This window comes from Denitromonas halophila (assembly GCF_007625155.1).
GTDB classification, from domain to species: Bacteria; Pseudomonadota; Gammaproteobacteria; order Burkholderiales; family Rhodocyclaceae; genus Nitrogeniibacter; species Nitrogeniibacter halophilus.
In genome coordinates this window covers 24,050-50,182 of the sequence record NZ_VMNK01000010.1, presented here as the reverse complement: position 1 = coordinate 50,182, position 26,133 = coordinate 24,050, and the positions used below count along the sequence as shown (strand labels likewise).

Sequence of the window (26,133 nt, the reverse complement as noted above, 5' to 3'; positions counted from 1 at the left end):
GCCCCGACGAGTCGCAGCCGGATAGTCGTGACTCGGAATGCCCTGCCTGCAGGTTGGCTCCAGGCTGACTTGGACATCGAGCGCGCCGCGGGAAAGCACGCATTGGTGCTGTCTCCAGTGAGCATGAGAACTAACGTTGCTAGCTGCGCTATCGCCGCTAGCGATCGGACGCCAGCCACAGGTTCGAGGGGCGGATTCGCCTCTTACCCTTGAGGCTGCATTGAATTGCCATCCCCGCTCGCTGCCCTCGGACAGCGCCACAGCTTCGGGCAGCCCGATGGCGTTGTCCACGCGCATCGATCGCCAGGCCCAGCCTTCGACGGGGGCGGCGCGCTTGACGCTGATGCGCGTAACGGCGCCGAAGCCGAAGTTCCGTCGCCGGCAGCGGGAGTGGGCGACTACGACTCAACAGCGTGTCCGCACATGACGCCACAACAGAACACACGGGCGGGGCGCCCTTGTTTCCCTTGAAGGCAGCCCCGCCCATGGTAGTTTCGTCACACAGTCGGATGGCACAGACACAATTCGTGGCACATGGGTCACCGCGCAGGGATGGAGACGTAAACCACGTGAAACTTACATCGGGAAAGGTCCCCGCCGGCGACGTTCTGATCTACGAGTACGGCGTTCGCCTCGACAAGGAATGCCACGAAGCCGCCAACGACCAGATCATGAAGGCGCGACGCCTCTACAACGACCTGGTGGCGCTCATCCGAGACGTCATCGGCCAAATGAACGCCTTCGTTCTCGAGAGCGCTCCGGCCGACGCCCAAGCGCACCAACGACGCATCGACGAGCTCAACATCCAGTTCGATGAGGCACGCGGCCGAAACGACGAAGACGCGATGAAGGCGATCGCGCAGCAACGTCGGAGCTGTGGCCGAAACTGTGGGACGCCCTGGCCAAGACGCGCAAGGCGCTCCGAACTGATCTGTCCTCACGCTTCCTATCGCGCATCGGCAAGAACTCGCGGTGCGAGACCTACCAACTGCGTTCGCAGGCGGTCAATGACGGGCTTGGCTGGGCGACGGCCAATGCAGTGCTCGATTCTGCGCTGCAGGCGTTCAGCAAGTGCATCGCCAAGGGCAAGGCGCCGCGCTTTTCGGTCGGCGCCGACAAGGTGCAGGATAGCCTCACGCTACAGTTCGTCGCTGCCGGCGGTGTCTCCTGCGCCGCGCTGCTCGAGGGTAAGCACGCGGAACTGGCCATTCTCCCGACACAGGGCTGCGGGCGCCGCAAGTACGGCGAACTGCGTTTCCGACTGGGAGCGGCCAAGGCGGACATGTACGCCACCGGCACATGGCAGTATCACCGCCCCTTGCCCGAGGGTAGCTGCGTGGGATTGGCTCGCCTCGTGCGTCGACGCATCGGCAAGGACACCAAGTGGGCCTTGCAGTTGATGATCAAGCTGCCTGCACCGCTCGATGAGCGCACTCAGGGCAGGGCGCCACTGGTGGCCGTGCACATGGGGTGGGCGGCCGACGTGTCGGGCCGGCGCATCGCCGGCATCACGGACTGCGCGGACCCTGGGCAGGCACGCCTGATCCAGTTGCTGCCGCGCATCTAGGAAGGTCTCGACAAGGCGGCCGACATAGCGAGCCGGCGTGACAAGGCGCGCGACGAGATCGTCCCCTTGGTTAAAGAAATAGCCATCGGTGCCGGCTGGCCCGAGGATCTGGTCGAGGAACTCAAGGCAATCCGCCGGCTGCCGCCACAGCACGTGGCCATCCGACGCCTACATCGGCTGTGCCGAGCGTTGTCCGAACTGGACGGTAGCCCCGATTGGCTCGAGCAGTGGCGCAAGGCCGACCGCCTGCGCTGGCAGGAGGCCGCGCACGGGGCACGCCGAGCGCGCAACGCGCGCAAGGACTTCTACCGTACCCTGGCAATCGAGCTAGCGCGAAGCTACGACGCGATCATCATCGAACCGTTGGGCCTGGCCGCCGCGGCCAAGAAAATCGATGAACAGACCGGCGAGCGCTCAGAGTTCGCTCGCAAGGCGCGTGCGGGGCGTACCGTCGCGGCGCTCTACGAACTGGAGATGGCGATCCGGTGGGCAGCGGCCAAGTGCGGCAGCGCGGTGCTCGAACTGACCGGAGAGACTGCAACGTATTGCTCGGTGTGCGGGGGCTCCGCTATGCAAAGCGTCGAGAACTCGCAGGAGCTGGATTGCACCAACTGTGGGGCCCGCCTTGATCGCAAACTCAACGGTGCAGCGATCGCCTGGAAAATGGCCAATGACCAGCGCGAGGACGCTGTCACCGATTTTTGGCTCAACGCGCGTGCCGCGCGCGAGTCCCAGGTAGCGAAGAAACTGGAGAAGAAGGAACGGATTCTCGCGGCGCGCAGAAGTGCGCGAACGCCAAGCGACCATGAATCGACAGACACATCCGCGTAGCTGTCGAATCAGAGACTTACGGCGCAATGGCCTTTTTCCAACAACTCTCTACGCATAGCATAGTGAGGTTCGCGTATTGGGGTATCATTCGCGAAACGGAGCACCGAGTTCGGAGCAAAGGGTTTCAACGGCCATCGCACCGGCTTGGTAGGTGCGACAGTTCTCGGGAATTAGGGGTTCGGCTGTCCACTCGGACGTTTCAACGGCCATCGCACCGGCTTTGCAACGCTCCGTCAAGAAAATGGAGGAGCTGGGTTACGTGAAACGCATCGAGCGCAAGGCCAAGGTCGGGGACAACCTGAGCAACGAATACGAGCAGCGCGGGCTGGGGAGGGTGGCCAGCAAGCTAGCCGACGACGAGATCGCGCTTAGTGCCAAGCGAGCCGCCGAGGACAAGAGCCGGAGGACAGCCCCGACCACATTGGCCCTCATCGAGGAGGCAAGAAGGGCAAAGTGGATAAGCGAAAAGCCCGCACAAGGCGGGCTTTTCAGTACTATCGTCTGTCCGCGGGGGGAGGCTTGCGCCATCAAGTCCCGTGGCTAGTGAATTAACTATATGGCTTATTGACGATGACGTCAACAATAAAAACAACGACAGATCCAACGATACAGGCTGTGAAACAGGCGCTATCGTCGGCGCGCATGGCAACTTACGAGACTGTGACAGGAGGCCTGGACCAAGCAGCGGCTCTCAAGCTGTACGCTTGGAACGCGCAAGTCTCGGCCGCCTTGCTCGCACCTTTGCACGTGTGCGAGGTCGTGATCCGAAACGCCGTGGCGGAGGCCATCGAAGCCCAGTATGGCCCAAAATGGCCCTGGTCCCCCAGTTTTGAACGCAGCCTTCCTGACCCAACGATCGGATACAGTCCGCGCAAGGATCTCCTGAGCGCCCGCCGTAGCGCAACGACGGTCGGCAAGGTAATTCCAGAGCTGAAGTTCGTGTTCTGGCAGAAGATGTTCACCGCCCGCTACGATCAGCGTCTGTGGAGCCCACACCTGCAGACGGTTCTCCCCAACTTCGATTTAGCGATGTCGGTGACCGCGCTCCGACTCAAGATATACCACGAGCTTGAACAGATTCGCACCCTCCGGAACCGGATCGCCCACCACGAGCCGATCTTCACGCGAAACCTGGTAGATGACTTCCAGAAGATCGCAGATCTCATCGCGCTGCGATGCGCCGTGACGGCAGAGTGGATGGTTAAAAACCAGCATGCGTTGGCCCTAATCAACCATCGTCCTTAGCTGCTGGCGATTCAGTCGCACATCCGAAACGCTGGCGCGGAACACCGAGGACCTGATAGGCGGACATCGGCCGGCTCACTCAATCGCCTGGCGTCTGCGGAGAAATCCAAACAGGCTGGCGGCGCTATGGAAAGCGGCAACACCCCTTCGGCGTAGTCAAATGCGTTGGAACCCGATTTCTGGGATGGCCGATAGGTGAAGTTTTTCGGGCATACGGGACCAAAAGGCGCGATCGGTCTCTGCCCGGGCTAGATATCTAGTGGCAAGCACCCTTGTGCTGGATCGACGCTGGCGCCGGCCGCGCCCCACATGATCGGAACGAGTCCTGCGGCAATGAGGTGGGCATTGGCCCGGCTGAACGGACGCGAGCCAAAGAATCCCTTGCGGGCGGATAGCGGCGAGGGGTGAGCGCTTTCGATGATCAACTGATTGCGCCCCGAGATCAATCCTCGCTTGTCCCGCGCATCGTCTCCCCAGAGCATCCAGACCCGCGGCCGGTCATCCTCACACAGCAGCGTCACTATGCGGTTGGTCATCTCTTCCCATCCGAGCTTCGCGTGGCTGCGTCTGAGCCCGGGCGCCACGGTCAGGATGTGGTTGAGCAGTAAGACACCTTGGCGTGCCCACGGCTCCAAGTCGCCGTGGCGGGGCAGGGCGCAGTCGAGGTCATCGCACATCTCCTTGTAGATGTTGCGCAAGGATCTGGGTATTGACCGTCCATGTGGGACAGAGAAGGACAGACCGCAGGCGTCCTCAGTGTTCGGGTAGGGGTCCTGGCCAAGGATGACGACGCGTACTTCAGCCGGGGCGACCATCTCAAGGGCGCGGTAACGCAAGGAGGGCGGCGGGATGGCTGCGCCGTCCGGGTCGGCAAGCGCCACGTTCGCTTCGGCGCGCGCGGCGAGGATGGCCAGCTCAGTGCAGCGATGCGCCCAACTGGCAGGCAAGGATCGGGAGAAGAGTTCGGCGGCGATCATAGTGCGGGAACAGGAGATGTGCGCGAGCGATGGTAGCAGGCGCGGGAACGGCTGTGCACCATGGTGCTTGGGTACGTTCCGGTACTCGCCTCCACGACAGAGTGCTTCAGCCCCGGCGCCGCCGCCGCTGCGTCCGCACAGAATTTCTTGCAACGAATAATGCGCCATTTGGTGGTTTTCCGGGCTTGTGTGGCTCTGAAGAATCGATAGTGTTGACCGTTCTCGTCGACAGGCGGCTACGCCTGGGTTCGGCCGACAAGCAAGGAGCTGGCAATGCCGTTGAGAAGGCTTTGGGGGGTGCTCTCAGGCGCAAGGTCGCCGTGCGACGCATCCGTGTCCGACTCGGACAGCCATGCCAACACGAATCGCCAGATGAAGCCCGCCAATGATTTGGAGAGCGACAAAGCACTGACCCACAGCGCCCATGGGAAGGTGAGCAGGGCCAACGCCAGCGGCCGGCATCGAGCCGCCATCGCCTACAGCGCATTCACCGCGTTTCGAAAGCGCGAAGGGGGCTTCGTCGGAAAGGTCCTGGCCCGCAGCGAAGGAGGAATCTTCAAGCGCATCGACGAGAATCGTGAATTGCTGGAGCAGTTGCAGCAACGCGTGCCAGATCTGCTGTACGACGCGCCGTGGATCGAAGGCTGGATTTCGAGTCAGGATGCCTTCCTGGCCGATCTGGCCGAGTGCCTTGATGGCATCGAGCCGCTGCCGGAGATCAGAATACCCATGACCGACCGCTTTCCCCGCGCGTGGCCCATCCCGCCCGAGCAGCCTCAGAGCTTGGAGCCCCACCCTGACGACGCCGCGGCAGAGCGGTTCTGCGCCGCGCTGAAGGCCAAGATGGCCATCAACCGAGCTCAGGACAAAAGAGACTATGCCGATCCGCAGTGCCCTGCGTCATTTCTCGCTAAGATACTGATCGAAAGGGTTGAGGCAGGCGATCCTCTCGACGTTGCTCTCATTGCCATGGCGTTGCACCTGCGCGGTGAGCGAATCGATCTGTGCTCATGGCCCGAGGGCAGCGCGGCAAGCTGCCAATTTCGAATCAGGAAATAGAATGACTAATCCATACCTCGACGCCCTCGAACTGGTCAAGATTCACAGCGGCACGAGCGGACAAACCGCGCTGGCCAAGTGCATCCTCTCGCTCTACAACGGGCAGCATGCGTTCTCGATGGCGGAGATCCTCGGGCCGCTCGATGGGCGCTACACCAGCATGGTTCTCGCCCTGGTACGCGAGTACGCCGAGCACGGCGAGACGGAGGAGCTACGCACCGCCGGTGAGTGGGTCTATGCGCAGTTCCCCGGCCTGGTGGAGTTGTCCGAGGCCATGTACGAGGCCCGGAACACGGTGCGTGCCCGCTGGGAGCGCGAGCGCGAAGAGGAGATGCGCCGGCTGTACCCGGAGGATTTCGCGGACTAGCCTTGGCTCGTCACTCGCCAGTGTGGATCAGCAAGTGGTTGATCAGGCGGTCTGCCGGCTTCTTCGGCAATAGCACTGCACGCTTGCTCAGGCGAGGTTGCTGCCAGCCCGCTCCCGATACAACGCCGCTGCAGCCAGGTCCTTCGAAGCGGTGTATCGCGCATAGACAGAGACAATCGCCGCTTCGTGCTCAGCGCGGCTAAAAGGTGCAGCCTTCTGGATGGCAATGAACCGCTGAAATGCCCCAACAAAGCGCGGACTCATGGTGACCACGCGAAGCGCGCGAACGAGTCCGGTGTCGGCGTCGACCAGCACCACTGTAAGGGGCACAAAGTGTTTGTCACTCGCCTCGCCCGGCCCGCGGTCTTCGACCGGCACGAGATGGATTGAGAACGCCTGGTCAGACCATTCCCAGCTGCCCTGAATTTTGAACAGAAAGAAGATCACGTTGCGCTCGAAATGCAGGCCGATGTGAATCGGCGCGAACCGGAAGGCCTCGATGCTCTTCGGGCCGGGACTCGCCTCGTTGATCTGTAGCAGATAGCTGCCGTCGAAGTACCGGAACTCGAAGCGGTTGTGCTGCCACGTAGTGCGCTCGGGTGCGAACGGCTCGCCAATGGCGAGGCGCCAAGGGGTGCGATTGGTTTCCATGGCTCAGAGCATCCCACACCTCAATCCCTTTTCAAGCCCTTGAATGGGACAACGCTGCGGGTAGCGTGGTGGGGTATCCACCCATCGCCGAGCCCCCCGATGACCACCGCCCACGTTCGATCACCCTGCAATCGCCCCTTGCCAAGACAAGCGGATCGGTTCGATGACCGAGTCGTCATCCCGCTGCTGCTCGAGCGCTGCGCGCAGGCCGCGGGGCCGATCGAGAAGGGCGCCTACTTCGACGCGCCGGACATCGACCTGGGCGGCTACGACCGGATCGTGATATGCATGTCGGGCGGGAAGGATTCGCTCGCCTCGCTGTGCCGGCTCTTCGACATGGGGTCAGATCGCAGCCGCATCGAGCTGTGGCACCACGATGTCGACGGCCGGGAGGGCAGCACGCTCATGGACTGGCCCTTCATGGCCAGCTACAACCGCGCGCTCGCGCAGGCCTTCGATCTCCCCTTGTACTTTTCCGGGGCTTCGGATTTTCTGGTGTACAGACCCTGATTTAGCACCTTGTTGGCCAATGGTCGATTTCGGCCAGTAAGGTGGACAGGTCGGTTCCGAGCGTCACTTCCTTCACGACGTTCCTGACATCGTATTGCGGTTCCTCGGGCGTCATCCGACCAAGGTTGAAATACATCCGGGCACCTTCAAGCTCGTCAAATCTGGGCCGGCGCTTCACCTTCACCTGCTCGACCCGTCGTGCTTTCCGCTGCATCACGTCCGTGAACAGCACCTTGGCGCGCAGCACCTCGAAGCTGTAGCCATTCCCCTCTTGGTACGCCTTCCGGATCTTGGCATTGAACGACTCGGTGAAGGCGTTGGTGATCGGATGCTCGAAGTAGGCAAGGATCTGTTTCCGCCACGTCCGCCAGGCGGTGGTGATTGCCCGGAACGGCTTGGCAAGCTCCGGCGGGATAGCTTCCTGCCAGCGCAGGTACTCCGCCGCCGCCTCGTCCGGGGATTCGCAGTCCCAGATCCTGAAATACCGCTCCTTCAACTCGTAGGCGACCTTCAGCTGGGGAAAGTTGTTCAGCCAGCCAGAAACCGCCAGCCACTGTTCATCGGATAGCTCGTGCTGACGCATGGTCAGCAGCTTTCGCTCGCGCTTCAAGGCCAGATTCAGCTTGCCGCTGATCGTGTCCTTCATTCGTCGCCGGACGGCTTCCAGCGCCTCATTGCCCATCCGGATAATGTGGTACTTGTCGACCACATGAACGACGTGCGGCAGGACTTCCTGGATGGCCTCCCGGTACGGGCGGTACATGTCAGTCGAAGCCGCCTGAATCCGTTCTGGATTGGGCAGGCTCTTCAGGAATTCAACGATGGTCTTCTTGTACCGGTTCTCCAGCATATCGACCAGGCAGCGGTCGCCAATGTTGGTGATGACGCCTCGTGGCCGGGAAAGGTAGATTTCATCCAGCCCAAGGATGACCGGAGTATCACGCTGGTACTGCTTCTCCAGTTCGGCAACGTACTCGCCAAAGATGGCCCGGACGGTCTTTTCATCAATGCCGACCTGCTTGGCGATCTCCGTGAACGGGTATTCAAGCGATTGCCGCCCGATCCATTTCACCAGGCGCTCGGTCATCTGCCGGTCGGCATCGACCTCGGGCACAACAGCGGTGAAGGTCCGCACGCAGTCATGACATTTCAGGCGGGGAACGTCGAGGTGGATGGCCACAGCCCGGCCATGACTGGGCAGGTCACGGACAAACAGGGTTTTCTGTTGATGGACGACCACTCTGCTTGCTGGCCCACATGACGGACACAGGCGGGAAATCGCCTTGGGCGTGGCGCGAACGTGATATTCGGTGTCGGTTTCCCGGAAATCCACCACATCCAGACCGGGCAGGTTGAGGATGTTGACGGGCACAGCGCTTCCTACCGGATCAAGCAGCCGCGGATAGCTTGGATGGGCGGATCAGGCTCTCGGCAGGGATTCCGAACTTCTCGTGCAGTCGCCAGATCATGTTGAGCGTCAGCGGACGCTTGTGATTCAGGATTTCATAGACGCGGTTCAGACGGCCGATGGCCGGCACCAAGTCCTTCGGTGCCAGTCCGGCTTGCTCCATGCGGAACTTGATGGCTTCCACCGGATCGGGAAGGTCGATGGGGAAGTGCTTGGCTTCATAGGCTTCGAGCAGCGTTACCAGCACCTCGAACCGGTCTCCTTCCGTGGAGCCTGGCTCTGGCTCGTTTTCGAAGTACGCCGATACCTCGCGCAGAACAGCCCGATAGTCAGCGTCGGTATGAATTGGTCGGATTTCCATGTCAGGACTCCATTTCAACGGTTTCGGCGTCAATCAGATCGTACTCGGCGTGCGTGCCGATGAATTTCACGTAAACAGCCTGGAAGCGATAGGCCACCGAGACCACCAATCGATAGTCATTGCCCTTGATGTTGAACACGACCCGGCGATTCTTCAGGATGCTGGCGCTACGGTACTGCGCCTTGATGTCCGCCGGCTGGCTCCAGTTCGCCTTCTTCACCTCATCCACCCAGGACTTCAAGGGCTGCTCGGCGTCCGGATTGGATTCCCAGAAAGGTCGCAGGTAGCTGACGGCAATGATTCGCATGCGAAAGTTTAGTCCCAAATCGGGATATAGCGCAAGTGCCTATGTCTTCGGTCATGCTGCGTTGCACGGCGATTTGCCAATTCCGCCTAGTAGGCTTCGCTTGGTCGAAAGGCCGGGTTCGACCCAAAGCTGAAGTAGCGACTTTCAGACCCTACGACAGCTACGCAGCGGTAACGGCCATTGGTCTTCGTAAATCCTATTTCAGCACCCGGCCATGACCGGCCGGTGACGACCTTTTCCGCTAAGCCGACGTTGAGTTGGACCTCGAACCCGAAAGCGGCCATTTGCCTGACGAAGCCGATTTTTCTCTGCCAGCGGGCGGCTTTGTGATGGTGGACTAAACCGCTCGCGCGGTAGGGGTGGTGTTCAAGCGTAGTCTGTTTTTTTTGAGGTAAGTGGTTTGCGGCGGCATGAATCTGCCGATGTTGGAAAGGAGGCAACGTCGCCTCGATTTCCGACAGGAGCAAGCCATGGAAACCCAGAAGCCGAGCATCAGTCCGCTGCGCCAGCGCATGGTCGACGACATGCGGATGCGCAAGTTTTGCGACAAGACGCAGACCCACTACCTGCGTGCAGTACGCCAGTTTGCCAAATACCTGGGACGCTCGCCCGATACGGCGGCGATTGAGGACTTTCGCAACTACCAACTCCACCTTGTCGACACCGGCATCTCGCCGGTGTCGCTCAACGCGGCGATCAGCGGACTCAAGTTCTTCTGCGAGGTCACGCTCGATCGACCCGAGTTGATGGCCAAGATGCAACCGGTGCGGGTACCACGCACCTTACCGGTGGTGTTAAGTCGTGAAGAGGTCGCACGGTTGATCGCCGCGGCCAGTAACCTCAAACACCAGACCGCGCTCTCGGTCGCCTATGGCGCGGGCCTGCGTGCCGGCGAAGTCATTGCACTCAAGGTGGGCGACATCGACAGTCAACGTATGACGCTTCGCGTCGAATGCGGTAAAGGGCAGAAGGATCGCTACGCCATGCTCTCGCCGGTACTGCTCGAACGCCTGCGTCTCTGGTGGAAGGTGGCACGCGCGCAAGGCAAGATGCTCGACGGCGGCTGGTTGTTTCCGGGGTTAAACCCCGTCGAGCCCTTGAGTGCGCGGCAACTCAATCGGGCCATCAAGGAGGCTACGCAGGCGGCAGGTCTCGACAAACGCGTCTCGATGCACACGCTGAGGCACAGTTTTGCCACTCATCTGCTTGAGCAGAAAGTCGACATCCGGGTCATCCAGGTCCTGCTCGGTCACAAGCGACTGGACACCACGGCACTTTACACGCAGGTCGCCACCGACATCCTGCGCGAAGTCGTCAGCCCCCTGGAGACGCTGCACCCAACGTAAGCCGCCATGGGGCGACCCACCCTGGAGGTCGGCGACATCTTCCGTGCCCATGCGCCCGCGTGGCGCCGGCAGCAGGCAGGACACCTGAGCCTTGGTCAGCTCAAGGTCATGTCGGCCATTGAACAGTGCCGCACCGCGGCGCTGGGGGGCCATGCATTGCGCTGCGATGCCTGCGATCACCAGGAGATCAGCTACAACTCCTGCGGCAACCGACACTGTCCGAAGTGCCAGGCCAAGGCGGCACAACGCTGGCTTGAGGCCCGACAGGCCGATCTGCTGCCCGTCGAGTATTACCACGTCGTGTTCACCCTGCCGGCGCAAATCAGCGCCATCGCCTATACCAACAAGGCCGCCCTCTACAAACTGCTGTTCGACGTGGCGGCCGAAACGCTGCTGACCATCGCGGCTGACTCGAAACACCTTGGCGCACAGATCGGCGTCACCCTGGTGCTACACACGTGGGGGTCGGCGCTGACACATCACCCTCACGTGCACGGAATCGTACCCGGCGGTGGGCTATCAGCCGATGGCCAACGCTGGGTGTCGTGCCGGCGAGGATTCTTCCTGCCTGTGCGGGTGCTCTCCCGGCTCTTTCGCCGCCGTTTCGTCGAAGAGCTGGAGAAGTTGCATCGCACCAGCCAACTCCAGTTCTTCGGCGAGCATGCGGACTTGACTGATGCCACAGTTTTCAATCAGTGGCTCGTACCGCTCCGAAAGTGCGAGTGGGTCGTCTATGCCAAGCGCCCGTTTGCCGGGCCCGAGGCAGTTCTGACCTATCTCTCCCGCTACACCCACCGGGTGGCCATCTCGAACCGGCGATTGGTGGCGATGGATCACGACGGCGTGGCTTTCCGCTGGAAGGACTACCGCGCCAAGGGGCGCACCCGCCACAAGACCATGACACTCGCGCCAGATGAGTTCATGCGCCGATTTCTGCTGCATGTGCTGCCGGGTGGCTTCCATCGCATTCGCCACTACGGCCTGCTGGCCAATGCCAGGCGACGGGAGAATCTGGCCAAAGCACGCGCCTTGCTCGATGTCGATCAGCCCGAGCCCGTCAGTGACGAGACCGCCACGACGATCATGCCGGCCTTTGTATGTCGGTGCTGCGGCTCGACCATGCACGTCGTCGAGATCATCATGCGCCGACAACCGATCCGCGCGCCGCCATGATTCGCATCTGTCTGCCTACCCATTGCCTTCCAGTGTCGGCTTCCCGGTCTGCGGTGCCGATAGGAGACTGTTGCCGTTTACTGTCATCCTGGCTCACAGAGCCTCTTCCAGGATGTGCATGCTCGGTGCCGACCTCCTGCGTCAGCGCCGTTTCAACTGTTGGCGGCTACCCACTGCACCAGCCAACGGTCGGCTTGGTCGCTGTCCGCAGATTCAAATCCCCATAGCCGAACCCATCTTCAAGCCGCGTACCCGCATTCCGCGGTTTCCTCCCCCGAGGCTTGTGCGACGCCTGCCCGCAGACGCCCGTCCCGTTTCCACGCCATTCGCTTGAGGGCAGGCATCCCACAACCCTTAACAGCACCGGCCGGTTGACTATCGTTTGGCGAGGTCAGTAACGGGTCAAGGATCGAAAATTCGATAGCTCAGGAAATCTGCCACTGTAACGATTGCTCAACACGAAGCCGCGCCAGACCGGCTACGCTAAGAACTTCAACTCCATGCGACACCCAAGCGCATGCCGCTTCCTCAGCGCTGTTCGACCTTCTTCGCGACGTTCGTAGCGTATCGCGCGAGTTCCCGGATAAAGTCCTCTGCGCGCGGCCATTCACCGAAACCGGCCGCCGGGTTGAGGTGGCCGACAACGTGGATGTTCTAGATGCGGCGGCCCCACGCGGCCGCGAGTTCGCTAATCCTATCCAGCCTGCCGATCGGATCGTTGGCACTCGCGGCGACAATGCTCGAAAAAGGGCAGTAGTTGGCGCGGGATCGTCAGCCAGCCGTGGTCGCGCAGGGCTTCGGTCGTCGGGTAACCGGGCGGGAGGGGGATTCCAAATCGGCCGGCGCGGCCCAGGTGGTCGTGCTCCAGCGGCGGCACGGCGCGCGCGTTCGGGAGCAGGGTCTGTCATTGATCCCTTACGGCGAGAACTCCATTCAAGGACTCACTGATCACGGCGCGGGCGCTCGTGGATCGGTGGTCGAAGCTCCCCTAAGATTGGACTCGCTGTTCTCCCGACACCTCGCATTGGGTCACATTCGTTGCCGATTCTCTTGTAACCTTATTGGGATCTCAGCTACCTGGTGAATGCGCCTTGTTTGATATACTCCGTTTCGCCACCGGGCACCGAATCAATGCCGGGATATAAGCTGTAGTGAAAGTTTGACAGACCTGCAGTTCACTTTGCAATCATCTGTACGCTGATGGGCGTCGGGTGGGTCGTTTTTTCTCCGAAAAACTGATGCTGGAGTTCGTGCCGGACTTAATGCCAGATTTCATGGTCCATACGCAGATCGGCATGTGGAAAGGGCTTGTTTTCGTCCTAGCCACAGGGTTCGTGCTGTATCTTGCTGCGGTCTGGCTCGTCCGCGAACCGAATCGCCCGCCAGCAGGGGAAACTGCCTATTCCGGCCGGAGCGCACTCATTCTTATCTTCGTCGTGGTGGCCAGCGTCACCGTTCTGCTCGCTCTTGTTAGCATCGCTTATGCGTTAGGCAATCTTAAGGGAAAGGAGTTAGAAGGGCTCCAGGCTATTGCCGATCTCAAGACAAATCAGACTGTGGCGTGGCTCGGCGAACAGCGGAAAATAGCTGAATTCGTGCACAGTGACGCCTCGCTGCTTGAGCTATACGAGGCTTGGCGCCAGTCAGGCGACGAGGTCGAGCACGCGCAGCTGAGGGGACGCCTGGTAGCTTACCGCGATGCCTTCGACTACGAGAACGTCCTACTTCTGGACGATAAGAACATCGTAGTGTCAGCCATGGGCGGAGCCGAACCGCCCCCAGGGCCCAACCTGCTTGAAACCTCCCAGCGCGCTATCCAGACGGGGCAAGTGCTTTCCACGGATCTGTACCGCATGCAGCGTGACCCGTCTCAGGTGTATCTCGACTTCATCGCCCCCCTGCCGTCCCCCGAAGGGAGCCCGGGTCTGGCCGTCGCCTTGCGGGTCGATCCGAATCGATTTCTCTTCCCCTTCATTCAGTCTTGGCCGGTTCCCAGCGTGAGTGCCGAAACTCTGCTGTTCCGCCGCGAAGGCGACGAGGTGCTATTCCTCAACGAACTGCGCCATCGTTCAGACACGGCGCTCAAGCAGCGTATGCCCATGACCCAGAAGAAACTGCTTGCCGTGCAGGCTCTGGAGGGTAAGCACCAGACGTGGGTCGAAGGCGTCGACTACCGGTCGGTTCCCGTCCTCGGGGTGGTGAGGCACATCGAAGGGACCGCTTGGTTTCTCGTTGCCAAGCTGGATAAGGATGAACTTTATGCACAAGCGAGGAAGGATGCCCTCTGGATCGGCTTGGCGGCGACCTTGTGCCTTGTGATTGCAGCGGCCGCGATCAGACTTATTCACCAGCGTCGTGAACTACGCTTCTCAAAGATCCAAAACGACGAACGGGCGGAAAAGCTGCAGGCACTCGAACTCCTGGACGCCATCGCCGAGGGCTCCACGGATGTCATATACGCAAAGGATGCGGCGGGCCGCTACTTGTTCGCCAATCGCGAATTCTCCCGCGTAGTGGCAAAGACTCGTGCGGAAGTGCTCAGAAGGGACGATACGGCAATCTTTCAACCGGTTGACGCGGAGCGTCTCATGGATTCCGACCGTCAGGTCATAAATGCCGGCCAGGTGTTAACCTCGGAGGAAACGCTGCGCACCATCGGCGGAATCCGCACCTTCCTTACCACCAGAGGGCCGCTGCACGACGCACAGGGCAGAGTCATCGGCATATTCGGTGTTGCCCGGGACATTACCGAGCACAAGCAGCAGGAATGGGAACTGCGCGCGAGCGCGGCGCGCTTCCGGGCCATCTTCGACGGAGTGAGCGATGCCATCTTCCTGCATGACGTTGGCACGGGCGCCATACTTGACGTCAACGCCCAGATGACCGAAATGTACGGATATAGCCGGGATGAGGCGCGCAACCTAGGGATAGCCGAGCTGAGTGCCAATACCCCGCCCTACACCGAACAGGACGCCCTGAGATGGTTTGCACGCGCGCAGCAAGGTGAAGCGCCCGTATGGGAGTGGTTGGCCCGACGCCACGACGGTAGCCTATTTTGGGTGGAAATAACCGTGCGGCGCGCTGAGATCGACGGCCGTGTGTGCATGCTCGCGCTATCGCGTGACATTGGCGAGCGGAAAAAAGCGGAGGCTCTCCTGCGCGAGCGCAGCAAACTGCAGGAGCAGCTTGGCATACTTTCCCAGGCGGTTGAGCAGAGCCCCATTTCCATCATGATCACGGACACCGCCGGCAATATCGAGTACGTCAACCACCGCTTTGCCTTGGTTACCGGATATTCGAAGGAGGAGCTTTTGGGCCAGAATCCCCGCATCCTGAGATCCACCGATACACCTCGCAAAGTGCATCAGGACCTCTGGGAGACCATTACCGCGGGGCGTGAGTGGTCGGGAAAATTGCACAACCGTAAGAAGAGCGGCGAGCTGTTCTGGGAGTACGAGCGTATTCTGCCGATCCACGATGCAGCCGGCCACATCACCCACTTCCTGGTGGTGAAGGAGGACGTTACCGAGCGTGAGCACGGCATGTAAGGAGTCGTCCTGCGAGGCCGCTTACATACCCTGGGAGGCCACCCCAGGGTCCAGGCTGGCGCCGTCCGCCGGCTCAGCATCGTTGGGCGAAACCGGGAGGAGGACGGTAGCGACAGCCCCACCCGAGGGCCTAGAATTCAGCGTGACGTGGCCACGGTGCTGCGTCACGATGCGCTGGACGATGGCTAGGCCGAGCCCCGTTCCCCTAGCCCGCGTCGTGACAAAGGGCTCGAACATTTCACCGGCAATCTCGGGCGAGATTCCGGGCCCGTTGTCCGTGACTTTGACTTCGACTGCGGGCTGGGAATCGTGCAGCAGGACGCGCGTCTCGATGGTGATATGCCCGCCCTCCGGGGCGGCCTGAATGGCATTGTCCAGGATGTTCTGAAAGAGCTGGAGCAGCTTGTTGCGGTCGCCTCTGACCGTCGGCAGTTTGTGCTCGCTGCAGTTGCGTACGTCGATCGACTTGCGCATGGCGTCCGGCAGCAGCGACACCGAGGCCGTGCTGATGGCCTCGCCCAAGTCTACCCAGTCCAAGTCCAGGGTGCCCGGCCGTGCGAAGGCGAGCATGTCGTTTAGGATGTGCTCCATATAGCGCACTTGATCCAGGGCGATTTCGCAGCCATCCAAGCAGTCGTCGTTCTGTTTCCGGTGGTGGGCTTGCAGGATGTGCAGGTTCATCTTGACGGATGACAGGGCATTTCGCAGGTCATGAGCGATCATGCTCGCCATGCGCCCCATAGCGGCTTGTTCCGAATTTTTCGCCGTCCTCCGCAGTTGATCGGCCATGTGCATCATGGCCCGCGCCAGGATGCCGATCTCGTCCCGCCGTTGCGTCGGCGCCATGACGTTCTGCTCACCCGCTGCAATGCGATCAACGACGGTAGTCAGGCTTTCAATGGGCCGGACCAAGCAGAAAGTAGCGAAGGTTAGCCCCAACACCATGAGGGTCCCAATTCCCAGCACCGTGACAGCGAGCTGGGTGCGGTACATGGACGCCTTCATTTCCACGTTCGCGAACGAAGCCACTCCGCCCACGACGAGGATCTCGGGGGGGGCCGCTGACGTCGCGTCCACAAGGTCGACCCGGCGCAGATCGACAACTCGCGGCGGGTCCCGCAACTCCCGCTGCAGGTGGGGCTCGCCCTGAGCCAGCCATTTACCCCAGCCGTTACGCAAGGGGAAGTCGTCAAGCATGTTCCCTTTGGCGCCGTCGCTCGCAGCGGGCGGCGGGCGGGAGCGATAGAGATACCGGCCCGTTTGGTCACCCACAGAGTAGACCACATCCTCACTCGTCCAACCGAGTTCACGCACCATCAGGTCGAAATCCGCCGCTATGGCAACGGCACCCACCGTCGCGCCGCCCCGTGCTACCACAGGGGCGCTGAAGTAAAGGACGTCCCTTCCCTCCGCCGCCTCCTTGCCCTTCGAGGTTCGCGGCGCGGCCCCGAACTGGGCACTCCACGGCCGCAGGCCCTGCTTTTCCCGCAGCACTGCCTCATAGCGGAGACCTCCGGTCGGCGCACCGACCGTAGTCTGGCCGGCGTCTTCCGACCGGGTACTGAGTACCATGCGCTGGCCGGTCGCTCCGCCCAGTATTAGCTGGGCTTGCGCATAGGCGGGGCGCTTACGCATCAGGGCGTTCAAATGATCCGTGAGCATTTGCAGGCTGCCGGCGCTCGGATCAGAATGGTCGTCTAGGATTCCAGAAGCGGCCACTTCCGCCAGCACGACCAAATCGCTTTTGACCATATCGACACTGTTTTGCACGACGCGCGCCTCCCGGCCGACGGTGTCGCTTAAGCTCTTGCGCAGGAGATCATGCAGCGCCCCGTTCGATACGGCAAGCGTCAGACCGGCAATCCCAACGATCGCGGTGGTCGAGATCAGGAACGTTATCGCCAGAATTCGGTTAGCAAGTTTCATAGCTGCGTGGCGGCGCCCCGTGCGCGGTTGCTGGCATGGATAATGCTGGTCGCAAGACGAACAATTCGGGCGCGCAGCCCCGCAACTCCCAGGAGTACGTAGGATGACACATATTCTCATCGTCGACGACGACGAGGCGATACGCCAGACGCTCAAGGTGTATTTTCAGCAGCATGGTTTCAAGGTGTCCTCGGCGGGCACGGCGGAAGAAGGTGCCGCTCTTGCCTTCGCCAGCAATATTGATGCCATCGTCTCCGACATCCGACTGCCGGGGAAGGACGGCCTGTGGCTGTTGCGGGAGATTAAACAGCGCCGCCCGCAATGCCCTGTGATCATGATTACGGCTTTCCACGATCTGGAGATGACTGTGGTGGCCATGCAAGCGGGGGCGACCGACTACGTACCCAAGCCGATCGATCTCGACGAGTTAGACGCCGCCGTCAAACGGGCCGTGCCCCGGAAAAGCGACGCCGACGGTGCCGCTTTGGTACTCGGCCCACAGGTTGCTTCGTGCTCCAAGATTGTCGGCCAGTCCTTCGCCATGAAGGAGGTGTTCAAGAGCATTGCATTGGTCGCCCAGAGCCGCGTCACGGTCATGATTCTGGGGGAATCGGGAACGGGTAAGGAACTCGTCGCGCGAGCAGTCCACGACGCCAGTGACGAGAGGCAGTCGCCCTACATTGCGGTCAACTGCGCTGCCCTCGTTGAAAGCCTACTGGAGAGCGAGTTGTTCGGCCACGAACGGGGCGCCTTTACCGGCGCGGTGAGCGCCCACAAGGGAAAGATCGAGCAGGCGGGCGAGGGAACCCTGTTTCTCGACGAGATTGCAGAACTCTCCCCAGCCATGCAGGGCAAGCTGCTGCGCATCCTGGAAGAGCGCGAGTACAGCCCCGTGGGGAGCACGCAGATCATGAAGAGCAAGGCCCGTTTCGTCGCAGCGACGAATGCGAAGTTAGAGGACCGGGTGGCGTCCGGCGGCTTTCGCGAGGATTTGTATTACCGGCTGAACGTGGCGGTCATCCATCTGCCCCCCCTGCGGGAACGTCGCAACGACATCCCGCTCCTGGTCGAATTCCTGTTGAAGAAGGCTAATCGGGATCTGCAGAAGAGCATCCGGCGCGTTTCTAGCGAGGCCATGACCTGCCTCCAAGCCTACTCCTGGCCCGGAAACGTCCGACAACTGGAAAACGTCCTGTTGAAGGCCGTTGTGATGGAGCAGGGTGACACCTTGACGACTGAGCACCTACTTCCTGAAATCAATTGCCATTCACGAGGAGTTGTCGAACCGCCACAAGGGACCTCAAGGGAGGCATTCGTTTCGTTACGTATTCTGGAACGTGACTATATCGTTCGCGTTCTAAACACCACACGATGGCACAAGGGTAAGGCGTGCCAAATTCTGGGTATTTCCCGGCCAAGGCTGGAGCGCAAAATTAGGGAATTCGATCTAACTGCCGCAGATGACAGAGAGAAAGATTGAACGAAAAATTTAATTCGATCCAAAGTTATTTAACGAATCGTTGAGAAAGAACTCTCTGGAATCCTCCCAGCGCCTTCATGGCGCACTGCACTGCCATCGGTACACCAAATCTCGTAACCGGACTTATTCAATTTATCGAAACGTTCACTTATTTTCGCCCGATTTAACGAAACGTTAAATTCTCTGAGGTGATTAATCGAACCGGGCGACTAAGACCCTGTACAAAAAGTGGGCTTTGCCTGGGCATTACCAGAATATTCCAAGTTGGCACGTTTGATGCTCTGTAGAAGCACTAGCGAAGCGCACAACCCGTTCAGGAATAGTGCTTCAAATGCCGCGGTACATCCGGTCAAACAGCAAGTAGGGAGAATAGCAATGGTTCAGATGACTCGCAGACGCTTTTTAGCGGCCGCCAGCGCAACTTTTTTGAGCAGTACTCTTAGTTTCAGGACGCTCGCTGCCACCATGGATCTCAGCGGTAAGTTCGAATACTCGGGGTGGGAGAACTACCACCGGGCGGAATGGAGCTGGGACAAAAAGACGCGCGGCGCGCATCTCGTCAACTGTACCGGGGCATGCCCTCATTTCGTCTATACGAGAGATGGCGTGGTCATGCGCGAAGAGCAGTCGAAAGACATACTGCCGATGCCAAACATACCAGAGTACAACCCGCGTGGCTGCAACAAGGGTGAGTGCGGCCACGACTACATGTATGGCCCGCATCGGATCAAGTACCCGTTAATCCGTGTCGGTGAGCGCGGCGAAGGCAAGTGGCGGCGTGCCAGCTGGGATGAGGCCCTGGACCTGATCGCGGACAAGGTTATCGATACGATTAGAAATCATGCGCCGGATTGCATCAGCGTGTACTCACCGGTGCCAGCAGTGTCTCCGGTGTCGTTTGCGGCCGGACATCGCTTCGCGCACTACATCGGCGCCCACGCCCACACCTTTTTCGACTGGTATGGTGATCACCCCACCGGGCAGACCCAGACCTCCGGTTATCAGGGCGACACGTGCGAGACCGCTGATTGGTTCAATTCGAAATACGTTATCCTGTGGGGCTCGAATCCGGCTCAGACACGCATTCCGGACGCTCACTTCCTTTCCGAAGCGCAATTGAACGGTGCGAAGGTCGTCAGCATTGCTCCGGAGTACAACACCTCTGGAATCAAGGCCGACAAATGGATTCATCCAAAGTCTGGCACTGACAGTGCGCTCGCCATGGGGATGGTGCACACTATCATCAAGGAAAACCTCTATGACGCGCATGGCCTGAAAGAGCAGACCGATCTTCCCTATCTGGTACGTGCCGACAACAAGCGTTTCTTGCGTGAAGTGGATGTCGTTGCCGATGGATCGAAAGACAAGTTCTACGTGTGGGACAGTAAAACAGGCAAGGCAGTGATTGCGAAGGGATGCTGGGGCGATGAGCCGGAAGAGAAGGCGCGGCCCATTGGGTTCATGGGACGAAATACCCAGACCTTTCCCAAAGGTTACATCGCACTGGGCGATCTGGATCCTGCTCTCGAAGGCAAGTTCAATATCCAACTGCTCGATGGCAAAACCGTCGAAGTCCGGCCGGTATTCGAAATTCTCAAATCGCGCGTCATGGCGGACAATAGCCCCGAGCAGATGGCAAAAAGCACCGGCGTACCTGCCGCTGCCATCGTCGAACTGGCACGGGAATACGCCACCGCCAAGCCGGCGATGATTATCTGCGGCGGCGGCACTCAGCATTGGTACTACAGTGACGTACTGTTGCGCTGCATGCACTTGCTCGCAGCGCTGACCAACAACGAGGGGAAAAATGGCGGGGGCATGAATCACTACATTGGCCAGTGGAAACCGGTCTTCGTGCCGGGTGTCGTGGCATTGTCCTTCCCGGAGGGGCCGGGTAAGCAACGATTCTGTCAGACCACCATCTGGACCTACCTCCATGGCGAAATCAATGATGAGATGGTCAACGAAGGCATTGATACAAAAAAATACCTTCTCCATGCATTTAATACGGGCCAGATGCCCAATCTTCCCGAAAATTACCGTGATCCGAAGGTCTTCTTTGTATATCGCGGCAACTTCCTGAATCAAGCCAAAGGTCAGGAGCACGTGCTGCGAAACCTCTGGCCGAAGCTGGAGTTGATCGTAAACACGAATATCCGAATGGATTCGACCGCGTTGTACTCCGACGTTGTGCTTCCATCGGCACACTGGTATGAAAAGTTGGACCTGAACGTAACTGGAGAGCATACCTATATCAACATGACTGAGCCGGCCATCAAGCCGATGTGGGAATCGAAGACCGATTGGCAGATTTTCCTTGCTCTTGCCAAACGCGTAGAGATGGCGGCGAAGCGCAAAAACTACGAAAGATTCAATGATGAGAAGTTCAAGTGGGTGCGCGATCTTTCCAATCTGTGGAACCAGATGACCATGGATGGGAAGCTAGAGCAGGACGAGGCAGCAGCCCAGTATCTCCTGGACAGCGCGCCCCAATCCAAAGGAATTACCCTCGACATGCTGCGTGAAAAACCACAGCGCTTCAAGTCGAACTGGACTTCACCCATGGAAGAGGGCGTGCCTTACACGCCGTTTAAGAACCACATCGACGACAAAAAACCATGGCCGACACTGACCGGACGACAACAGTTCTATTTGGATCATGACACCTTCTTTGATCTAGGGGTCGAGCTGCCGACCTATAAGGCGCCGATAGATGCCGACAGATTCCCACTCAGATTCAATTCGCCACATAGCCGCCACTCGATTCACTCGACGTGGAAGGACAACATCTTGATGCTGCGGCTGCAGCGCGGCGGCCCGTCGATCGAGATGTCGCCCGCTGATGCGCAGGAACGCGGCATCAGCGACAACGACTGGGTTGAAGTGTGGAACAACCACGGCAAGGTGATCGTCCGCGTCAAGGTCAAGAAGGGTGAGCAGAATGGCCGGGTCACGATGTGGCATACCCCCGAGTTGTACATGGATCTCATCAAGGGTTCTTCGCAGAGCGTTGTGCCTATTCGCATCACCCCAACCCACCTTGTCGGCGACTATGGACATCTCTTTTTCCGGCCTAACTATTACGGACCGGGCGGAAGTCAACGCGACACGCGGGTGGAGGTAAAGCGTTACCTCGGGGCGACACCCATGATGCTTGAGTCATAATCACAGATTAACAGAATAGGAGCATATGTCATGGCAGAAGTGATGAAAGCGCCCAAACGGCAACTGACGTACGTAACTGACTTGAACAAGTGCATCGGTTGCCAGACCTGTACCGTCGCATGCAAGAAGCTGTGGACCACCAGTCCGGGCCAGGAGTACATGTACTGGCGAAATGTTGAAACCTCGCCTGGTCTCGGTTACCCCAGAAACTGGCAAACCAAAGGCGGCGGTTACAAGGACGGAGAACTCCTGGTGGGAAAGTTGCCGCCGATGATCGACTATGGAATTCCGTTCGAGTTCGACTATAACGGGCGTCTCTTTGAAGGTGAGAAAGGGCGAGTACGTCCGAGCCCAACACCCCGCTCAGGACCCAATTGGGATGAGGATCAGGGCGACGGGGACTATCCCAACAACTCGTACTTCTACCTGCCGCGCATGTGCAACCATTGCACCAAGCCGGCCTGCCTGGAAGCTTGCCCGAACGAGGCCATTTATAAGCGGGAAGAAGACGGCATCGTCGTGATCCATCTGGACAAGTGCAAAGGCACGCAAGCTTGTGTCCAGTCCTGCCCCTACGCTAAACCGTATTTCAATCCATTGACCAATAAGGCAAACAAATGCATCGGCTGCTTTCCGCGGATCGAAAAAGGCGTTGCGCCAGCATGCGTTGCCCAATGCGTAGGGCGCGCCATGCATGTCGGATTCATCGACGACACCAATAGCTCGGTGTACAAATTGGTTAAGCAGTACAAGGTGGCCTTGCCGTTGCACCCGGAGTTTGGCACCGAGCCCAACGTATTTTACATACCGCCGGTGCTCGGGCCGAAAATGGAACTGCCGGATGGAACAATGTCGGCGGATCCAAAAATCCCGTTGGCACAGCTTGAAGGACTGTTCGGCAAACAGGTACGCGATGTGATGAATATTTTGCAAGCTGAGCGTATGAAGAAAATGGAAGGACAAGAATCGGAACTGATGGATGTGCTTATCGGTCGGCGATCCGCCGACATGATGATTTCTCCGATGACTTAACTTGCACCGCGAAGAGCAGCAAAGCTGCTCTTCACTTCCACACACTTGATGGATCGTTATTTATGCGAAAATCAATAGTTCTTATAAGCCTGTTATTTGCGGTAATGGCACCCGTCACTGCACTTGCTCAACAAGCGGAGTACATCGGTTTTAGCGCATGCGGCAAGTGTCACTACGATCAACGGGAATCTTGGAGTACGACCGCCCATGCTAAGGCTTTCGATTCACTGAGATCCGGCACAAAAAAAGAAGCAAAAACCAAGGCCAAATTGGACCCTGACAAAGACTATACGCAGGATGAAAACTGCGTGAGTTGTCATGTCACCGGCTATGGTGAGCCTGGGGGATTCGTGCCGGGAGCTTCCCCGGATGACATGAAGAAGGTGGTGGGCGTCACCTGCGAATCCTGCCATGGCGCTGGCGGAAACTATCGCGAGCTTCACGCCGAAGGAGAGGATCGACTGAAGACAACGTTTGAGACCAGCGAACGCAAGCCGCTGGCTGATGCCGGACAGGTCTTTGATATGGAACAGAGCTGCGCCCGATGCCACCTCAATTACGAGGGGGGCACGGAACATGAGGCAAAGCCGCCGTACACACCGTTTCACCCTTCCGTCGATGCTAAATACCAGTTTGACTACCAAAAGTCGGTGATGACGACTGGTTCGAAGAATCCGGTTCATACCCACTTTAAGCTGCGCGGCGTATTTACGGGCGACCCGATTCCGGACGTCCGGGCAGAGCTCCAAGAGGACGCCCCCGAACCGGAATAGTTCCGAGCTTGCCCAAGCCCTCATTCACAGGTTTTGAACATATCAAAAATGGAGAAATGTCATGAACAGCGTTGCTGATGAAGCAGTAGTCGAAGGGTTCGACAGATCATTATGCCGAAGTCGGGTATACGCCCTGATCGCAAGCGGACTGGGATTTCCAGATCACGACAGTTACAACAAGTTTTCCGACGGAAGTTTTGTAGCCGAGTTGCAACTGGCGCTGGATGTCTGTACCCCCGATCTGGCTGAGGAGTTCCGTGAGCACATCGCGCCGGACCTGAATTTAACGTGCTCTTACGAGGAGTTCGAAGCGCTTTTCCTCAGCTCCTTCGAAACAAATATGCCGACACCCAGTGCGGCGCTCAACGAGGGAGTGCATGCTTATCAAAGCAACCGCCCGGCCCTCCTTCTGGAACTCAAGGGGTTCTATCGAAATTTTGGATTGCAGATGGAGACCGCAGCCAATGAACTCGAAGACACGCTGACCGCCGAGCTCGAGTTCATGCATTTTCTGTCCGCCAAGCAGTGGCAGGCAGAGACAGAAGGGCTTTCCGCCGAAGCATATCAGTTGGCGCAGCGCGATTTCCTCGAGCGCCATCTCGCAGCCTGGGCGCCCTTGATGCGTGCCGACATCGCGGCCAAAGTGACAGCGCCATTTTTCGTCGCTCTGGCAGAGTTGACCGAACGCTTCGTAGCGGCTCATCTGGAGCAGGTGCGGCAGGAAATAGGTTCGTAATTTCATCGGAACACGGGCGTACCTGCGACCGTGTTGCAAATTTCAGAGTGTTTTTAGATTTTTTCAAGGGAGATAGCCATGCGCAAGATTTCATTCACAGACCTTCGACTGGGCCTCATCGCTACATTGGTTGGTGCAAGCATTACAATGATCGCGATTCCTGCGGCTGCCCAGCAGCCAATGGAACCGACGGCGATTGAGCGTGCGAAGATCCTCGCCGAGCCCGGCGTCTTCGGGGTTTTTACCATGTTCAAGCTGCGGCCGGACTGGGACAAGGCACCGGCCGCCGAGCGCGAAGGCGCTGCCGCGGAGCTGACCAAGCTCATCGAGGAGCACAAGAACAACGTACTAGTGGACGTGTACCTCACGCGGGGCCTGAAGACCCAGTACGACTACTTCTTCCGAGTCCACGCCTATGAGCTGGACAAGGCCCAGACGTTCATGCGCGCGTTCCGCGCCACCACCCTTGGCCGACATTCCGACGTCGCGGAAACCCAGGTCGGCATCACCAAGGCGCTCAACTACATCACCAAGGACATGTCGCCGGGCTTGAACTCGGGTCTGAGCTCGGCTACCTACACAGGCCCCGCGCCGCGTTACGTGGTCTCGGTGCCGATCAAAAAGGACGCCGCCTGGTGGAACATGAGCATTGACGAGCGCCTCGCGCTCATGGAAGAGCACACGGCGCCTACCCTCGCCTATCTGGTCAATGTCAAGCGCAAGCTTTACCACTCCACAGGGATCGACGACATCGATTTCATCACCTACTTCGAGACCGACGACCTGAAGGCTTTCCAAAACCTGATGATCTCCCTCGCCTCGGTCGGCGAGAACAAGCATCATGTGCGCTGGGGCGACCCGACCACACTTGGAACGATTCACACACCGGAGAAGGTGGTGCAGGCACTTGCCGAGTAAGGCTCTCGGTTAGGTGTCGCCTTTCCCTCCGCGGTGAATTTACCGAGACATCCCCGCCCCTTGCGGGCGGGGACCTCGTTGCGCAACGGAGGGAGCCCCCCTAAAACAGGACATTCAAGTGACTGACAAGGAATCCCCCTCTAGCGGACCAGACCGGCTCGGCTCGCCTCAGCGCCGGTCGCGTATTAAGTACACCTTGCTGACCCTGCTCGTGGTCGGCTTCTTCTCGGGCATCGTGTTCTGGGGCGGCTTCAACACTGTCTTAGAATGGACGAACACGGAGAAGTTCTGCATCTCGTGCCACGAAATGCGCGACAACGTGTACAAGGAATATCAACACACCATCCACTACAACAACCGCACCGGCGTCCGCGCGGTGTGCTCCGATTGCCACGTTCCTCAGGAATGGGTGCCGAAGATGATTCGCAAGGTCCAAGCCACGCGCGAAGTGTGGGGAAAGATCACGGGAACCATCAATACCGCCGAGAAATTCGAAGCCAAACGCCTTACCCTGGCGCGACGCGAGTGGAAGCGCATGATGGCCAACGATTCGCTGGAATGCCGCAATTGTCACAGCTTCGGGAGCATGGACAAGGAGAAGCAGGCCACACGCGCGAGCCGGCAGCACCAGAATGCCGTCGAAGAGGGCATGACCTGCATCCAGTGTCATCAGGGCATCGCGCACGAATTGCCCGAAGACATGGAAGACGACGATTACCTCAACTGATCCGCGCTGCGGCACGCGCAGCTGTT

Annotated in this window: 25 protein-coding genes; 17 read left to right on the top strand and 8 right to left on the bottom strand. The window is 59.3% G+C overall.

Features of this window, described 5'->3' with window-relative positions:
* Positions 1 to 539 precede the first annotated feature (539 nt).
* Positions 540 to 866: a hypothetical protein gene (locus FHP91_RS21335; RefSeq protein ID WP_222105190.1), complete on the bottom strand. Its 327-nt coding sequence runs from the start codon at positions 864 to 866 to the stop codon at positions 540 to 542.
* Positions 867 to 1,039: 173 nt separating this feature from the next.
* On the opposite strand from FHP91_RS21335, the gene FHP91_RS21330 reads away from it, so the two are divergent.
* The 4 genes from FHP91_RS21330 to FHP91_RS11955 all read left to right on the top strand — a co-directional run bounded on the left by FHP91_RS21330 (position 1,040) and on the right by FHP91_RS11955 (position 3,643).
* Positions 1,040 to 1,567: a hypothetical protein gene (locus FHP91_RS21330; protein ID WP_222105189.1), complete on the top strand. Its 528-nt coding sequence runs from the start codon at positions 1,040 to 1,042 to the stop codon at positions 1,565 to 1,567.
* A gap of 66 nt (positions 1,568 to 1,633) precedes the next feature.
* Positions 1,634 to 2,398 carry a zinc ribbon domain-containing protein gene (locus tag FHP91_RS21325; RefSeq protein WP_222105188.1) on the top strand — a complete coding sequence of 255 codons (765 nt, stop codon included), beginning with the start codon at positions 1,634 to 1,636 and terminating at the stop codon, positions 2,396 to 2,398.
* Between the two features lie 259 nt (positions 2,399 to 2,657).
* Complete coding sequence (locus FHP91_RS11960) at positions 2,658 to 2,942, top strand: hypothetical protein (RefSeq protein ID WP_144309828.1); 285 nt, start codon at positions 2,658 to 2,660, stop codon at positions 2,940 to 2,942.
* A 71-nt stretch (positions 2,943 to 3,013) separates the two neighbouring features.
* Entirely contained in the window at positions 3,014 to 3,643 is a 630-nt protein-coding gene (locus FHP91_RS11955; protein ID WP_222105187.1) for a hypothetical protein, read from the top strand.
* 248 nt (positions 3,644 to 3,891) lie between these two features.
* Here FHP91_RS11955 and FHP91_RS11950 read toward each other — a convergent pair whose 3' ends face one another.
* Entirely contained in the window at positions 3,892 to 4,788 is an 897-nt protein-coding gene (locus tag FHP91_RS11950) for a uracil-DNA glycosylase (protein WP_144309827.1), read from the bottom strand.
* A gap of 204 nt (positions 4,789 to 4,992) precedes the next feature.
* Here FHP91_RS11950 and FHP91_RS11945 point away from each other — a divergent pair, with 204 nt between their 5' ends.
* Positions 4,993 to 5,679: a hypothetical protein gene (locus FHP91_RS11945; protein ID WP_144309826.1), complete on the top strand. Its 687-nt coding sequence runs from the start codon at positions 4,993 to 4,995 to the stop codon at positions 5,677 to 5,679.
* A gap of 1 nt (position 5,680) precedes the next feature.
* A complete protein-coding gene (locus FHP91_RS11940) occupies positions 5,681 to 6,046 on the top strand; it encodes a hypothetical protein (RefSeq protein ID WP_144309825.1) in 366 nt (121 codons plus the stop codon).
* 87 nt (positions 6,047 to 6,133) lie between these two features.
* Here the strand turns inward: FHP91_RS11940 and FHP91_RS11935 are convergent, their stop codons facing one another.
* Positions 6,134 to 6,697: a hypothetical protein gene (locus FHP91_RS11935; RefSeq protein ID WP_144309824.1), complete on the bottom strand. Its 564-nt coding sequence runs from the start codon at positions 6,695 to 6,697 to the stop codon at positions 6,134 to 6,136.
* A gap of 99 nt (positions 6,698 to 6,796) precedes the next feature.
* Here FHP91_RS11935 and FHP91_RS21320 point away from each other — a divergent pair, with 99 nt between their 5' ends.
* Positions 6,797 to 7,207 carry a hypothetical protein gene (locus tag FHP91_RS21320; RefSeq protein WP_222105186.1) on the top strand — a complete coding sequence of 137 codons (411 nt, stop codon included), beginning with the start codon at positions 6,797 to 6,799 and terminating at the stop codon, positions 7,205 to 7,207.
* A gap of 1 nt (position 7,208) precedes the next feature.
* Here FHP91_RS21320 and FHP91_RS11925 read toward each other — a convergent pair whose 3' ends face one another.
* The 4 genes from FHP91_RS11925 to FHP91_RS11910 all read right to left on the bottom strand — a co-directional run bounded on the left by FHP91_RS11925 (position 7,209) and on the right by FHP91_RS11910 (position 9,750).
* Positions 7,209 to 8,579: an ISL3 family transposase gene (locus tag FHP91_RS11925; protein WP_186301532.1), complete on the bottom strand. Its 1,371-nt coding sequence runs from the start codon at positions 8,577 to 8,579 to the stop codon at positions 7,209 to 7,211.
* 16 nt (positions 8,580 to 8,595) lie between these two features.
* A complete protein-coding gene (locus tag FHP91_RS11920; protein ID WP_144309822.1) occupies positions 8,596 to 8,976 on the bottom strand; it encodes a helix-turn-helix domain-containing protein in 381 nt (126 codons plus the stop codon).
* A 1-nt stretch (position 8,977) separates the two neighbouring features.
* Positions 8,978 to 9,283, bottom strand: a complete 306-nt coding sequence (locus tag FHP91_RS11915) for a type II toxin-antitoxin system HigB family toxin (protein ID WP_103859291.1) — start codon at positions 9,281 to 9,283, stop codon at positions 8,978 to 8,980.
* Positions 9,284 to 9,369: 86 nt separating this feature from the next.
* A complete protein-coding gene (locus FHP91_RS11910) occupies positions 9,370 to 9,750 on the bottom strand; it encodes a hypothetical protein (RefSeq protein ID WP_144309821.1) in 381 nt (126 codons plus the stop codon).
* A gap of 3 nt (positions 9,751 to 9,753) precedes the next feature.
* Here FHP91_RS11910 and FHP91_RS11905 point away from each other — a divergent pair, with 3 nt between their 5' ends.
* From FHP91_RS11905 to FHP91_RS11890, 3 genes are all read left to right on the top strand, one after another.
* Positions 9,754 to 10,629 (top strand): tyrosine-type recombinase/integrase, encoded by an 876-nt coding sequence (locus tag FHP91_RS11905; RefSeq protein ID WP_144309820.1) that lies wholly within the window; start codon positions 9,754 to 9,756, stop codon positions 10,627 to 10,629.
* A 6-nt stretch (positions 10,630 to 10,635) separates the two neighbouring features.
* A complete protein-coding gene (locus FHP91_RS11900) occupies positions 10,636 to 11,802 on the top strand; it encodes an IS91 family transposase (RefSeq protein ID WP_144309819.1) in 1,167 nt (388 codons plus the stop codon).
* Positions 11,803 to 13,040: 1,238 nt separating this feature from the next.
* Positions 13,041 to 15,350, top strand: a complete 2,310-nt coding sequence (locus FHP91_RS11890; protein WP_144309818.1) for a PAS domain S-box protein — start codon at positions 13,041 to 13,043, stop codon at positions 15,348 to 15,350.
* 21 nt (positions 15,351 to 15,371) lie between these two features.
* On the opposite strand, the gene FHP91_RS11885 is transcribed toward FHP91_RS11890, so the two are convergent.
* The gene (locus tag FHP91_RS11885) at positions 15,372 to 17,276 is read right to left on the bottom strand and encodes a sensor histidine kinase (protein ID WP_186301531.1); all 1,905 of its coding nucleotides are present in this window, start codon (positions 17,274 to 17,276) and stop codon (positions 15,372 to 15,374) included.
* 103 nt (positions 17,277 to 17,379) lie between these two features.
* Here FHP91_RS11885 and FHP91_RS11880 point away from each other — a divergent pair, with 103 nt between their 5' ends.
* The 7 genes from FHP91_RS11880 to FHP91_RS11850 all read left to right on the top strand — a co-directional run bounded on the left by FHP91_RS11880 (position 17,380) and on the right by FHP91_RS11850 (position 26,107).
* On the top strand, positions 17,380 to 18,756 hold the full coding sequence (locus FHP91_RS11880) for a sigma-54-dependent transcriptional regulator (RefSeq protein WP_144309816.1): 1,377 nt from the start codon (positions 17,380 to 17,382) through the stop codon (positions 18,754 to 18,756).
* Between the two features lie 375 nt (positions 18,757 to 19,131).
* Complete coding sequence (locus FHP91_RS11875; RefSeq protein WP_144309815.1) at positions 19,132 to 21,921, top strand: molybdopterin-dependent oxidoreductase; 2,790 nt, start codon at positions 19,132 to 19,134, stop codon at positions 21,919 to 21,921.
* Positions 21,922 to 21,951: 30 nt separating this feature from the next.
* Complete coding sequence (locus FHP91_RS11870) at positions 21,952 to 22,953, top strand: 4Fe-4S dicluster domain-containing protein (protein ID WP_144309814.1); 1,002 nt, start codon at positions 21,952 to 21,954, stop codon at positions 22,951 to 22,953.
* 62 nt (positions 22,954 to 23,015) lie between these two features.
* Positions 23,016 to 23,726: a cytochrome c family protein gene (locus FHP91_RS11865; protein WP_144309813.1), complete on the top strand. Its 711-nt coding sequence runs from the start codon at positions 23,016 to 23,018 to the stop codon at positions 23,724 to 23,726.
* A gap of 61 nt (positions 23,727 to 23,787) precedes the next feature.
* Positions 23,788 to 24,462, top strand: coding sequence for a molecular chaperone TorD family protein (locus tag FHP91_RS11860; protein WP_144309812.1), 675 nt, complete (start codon positions 23,788 to 23,790; stop codon positions 24,460 to 24,462).
* A 78-nt stretch (positions 24,463 to 24,540) separates the two neighbouring features.
* Positions 24,541 to 25,380, top strand: a complete 840-nt coding sequence (locus FHP91_RS11855) for a chlorite dismutase family protein (RefSeq protein ID WP_144309811.1) — start codon at positions 24,541 to 24,543, stop codon at positions 25,378 to 25,380.
* A gap of 184 nt (positions 25,381 to 25,564) precedes the next feature.
* Entirely contained in the window at positions 25,565 to 26,107 is a 543-nt protein-coding gene (locus tag FHP91_RS11850; protein ID WP_144309850.1) for a NapC/NirT family cytochrome c, read from the top strand.
* Positions 26,108 to 26,133: the final 26 nt, after the last annotated feature.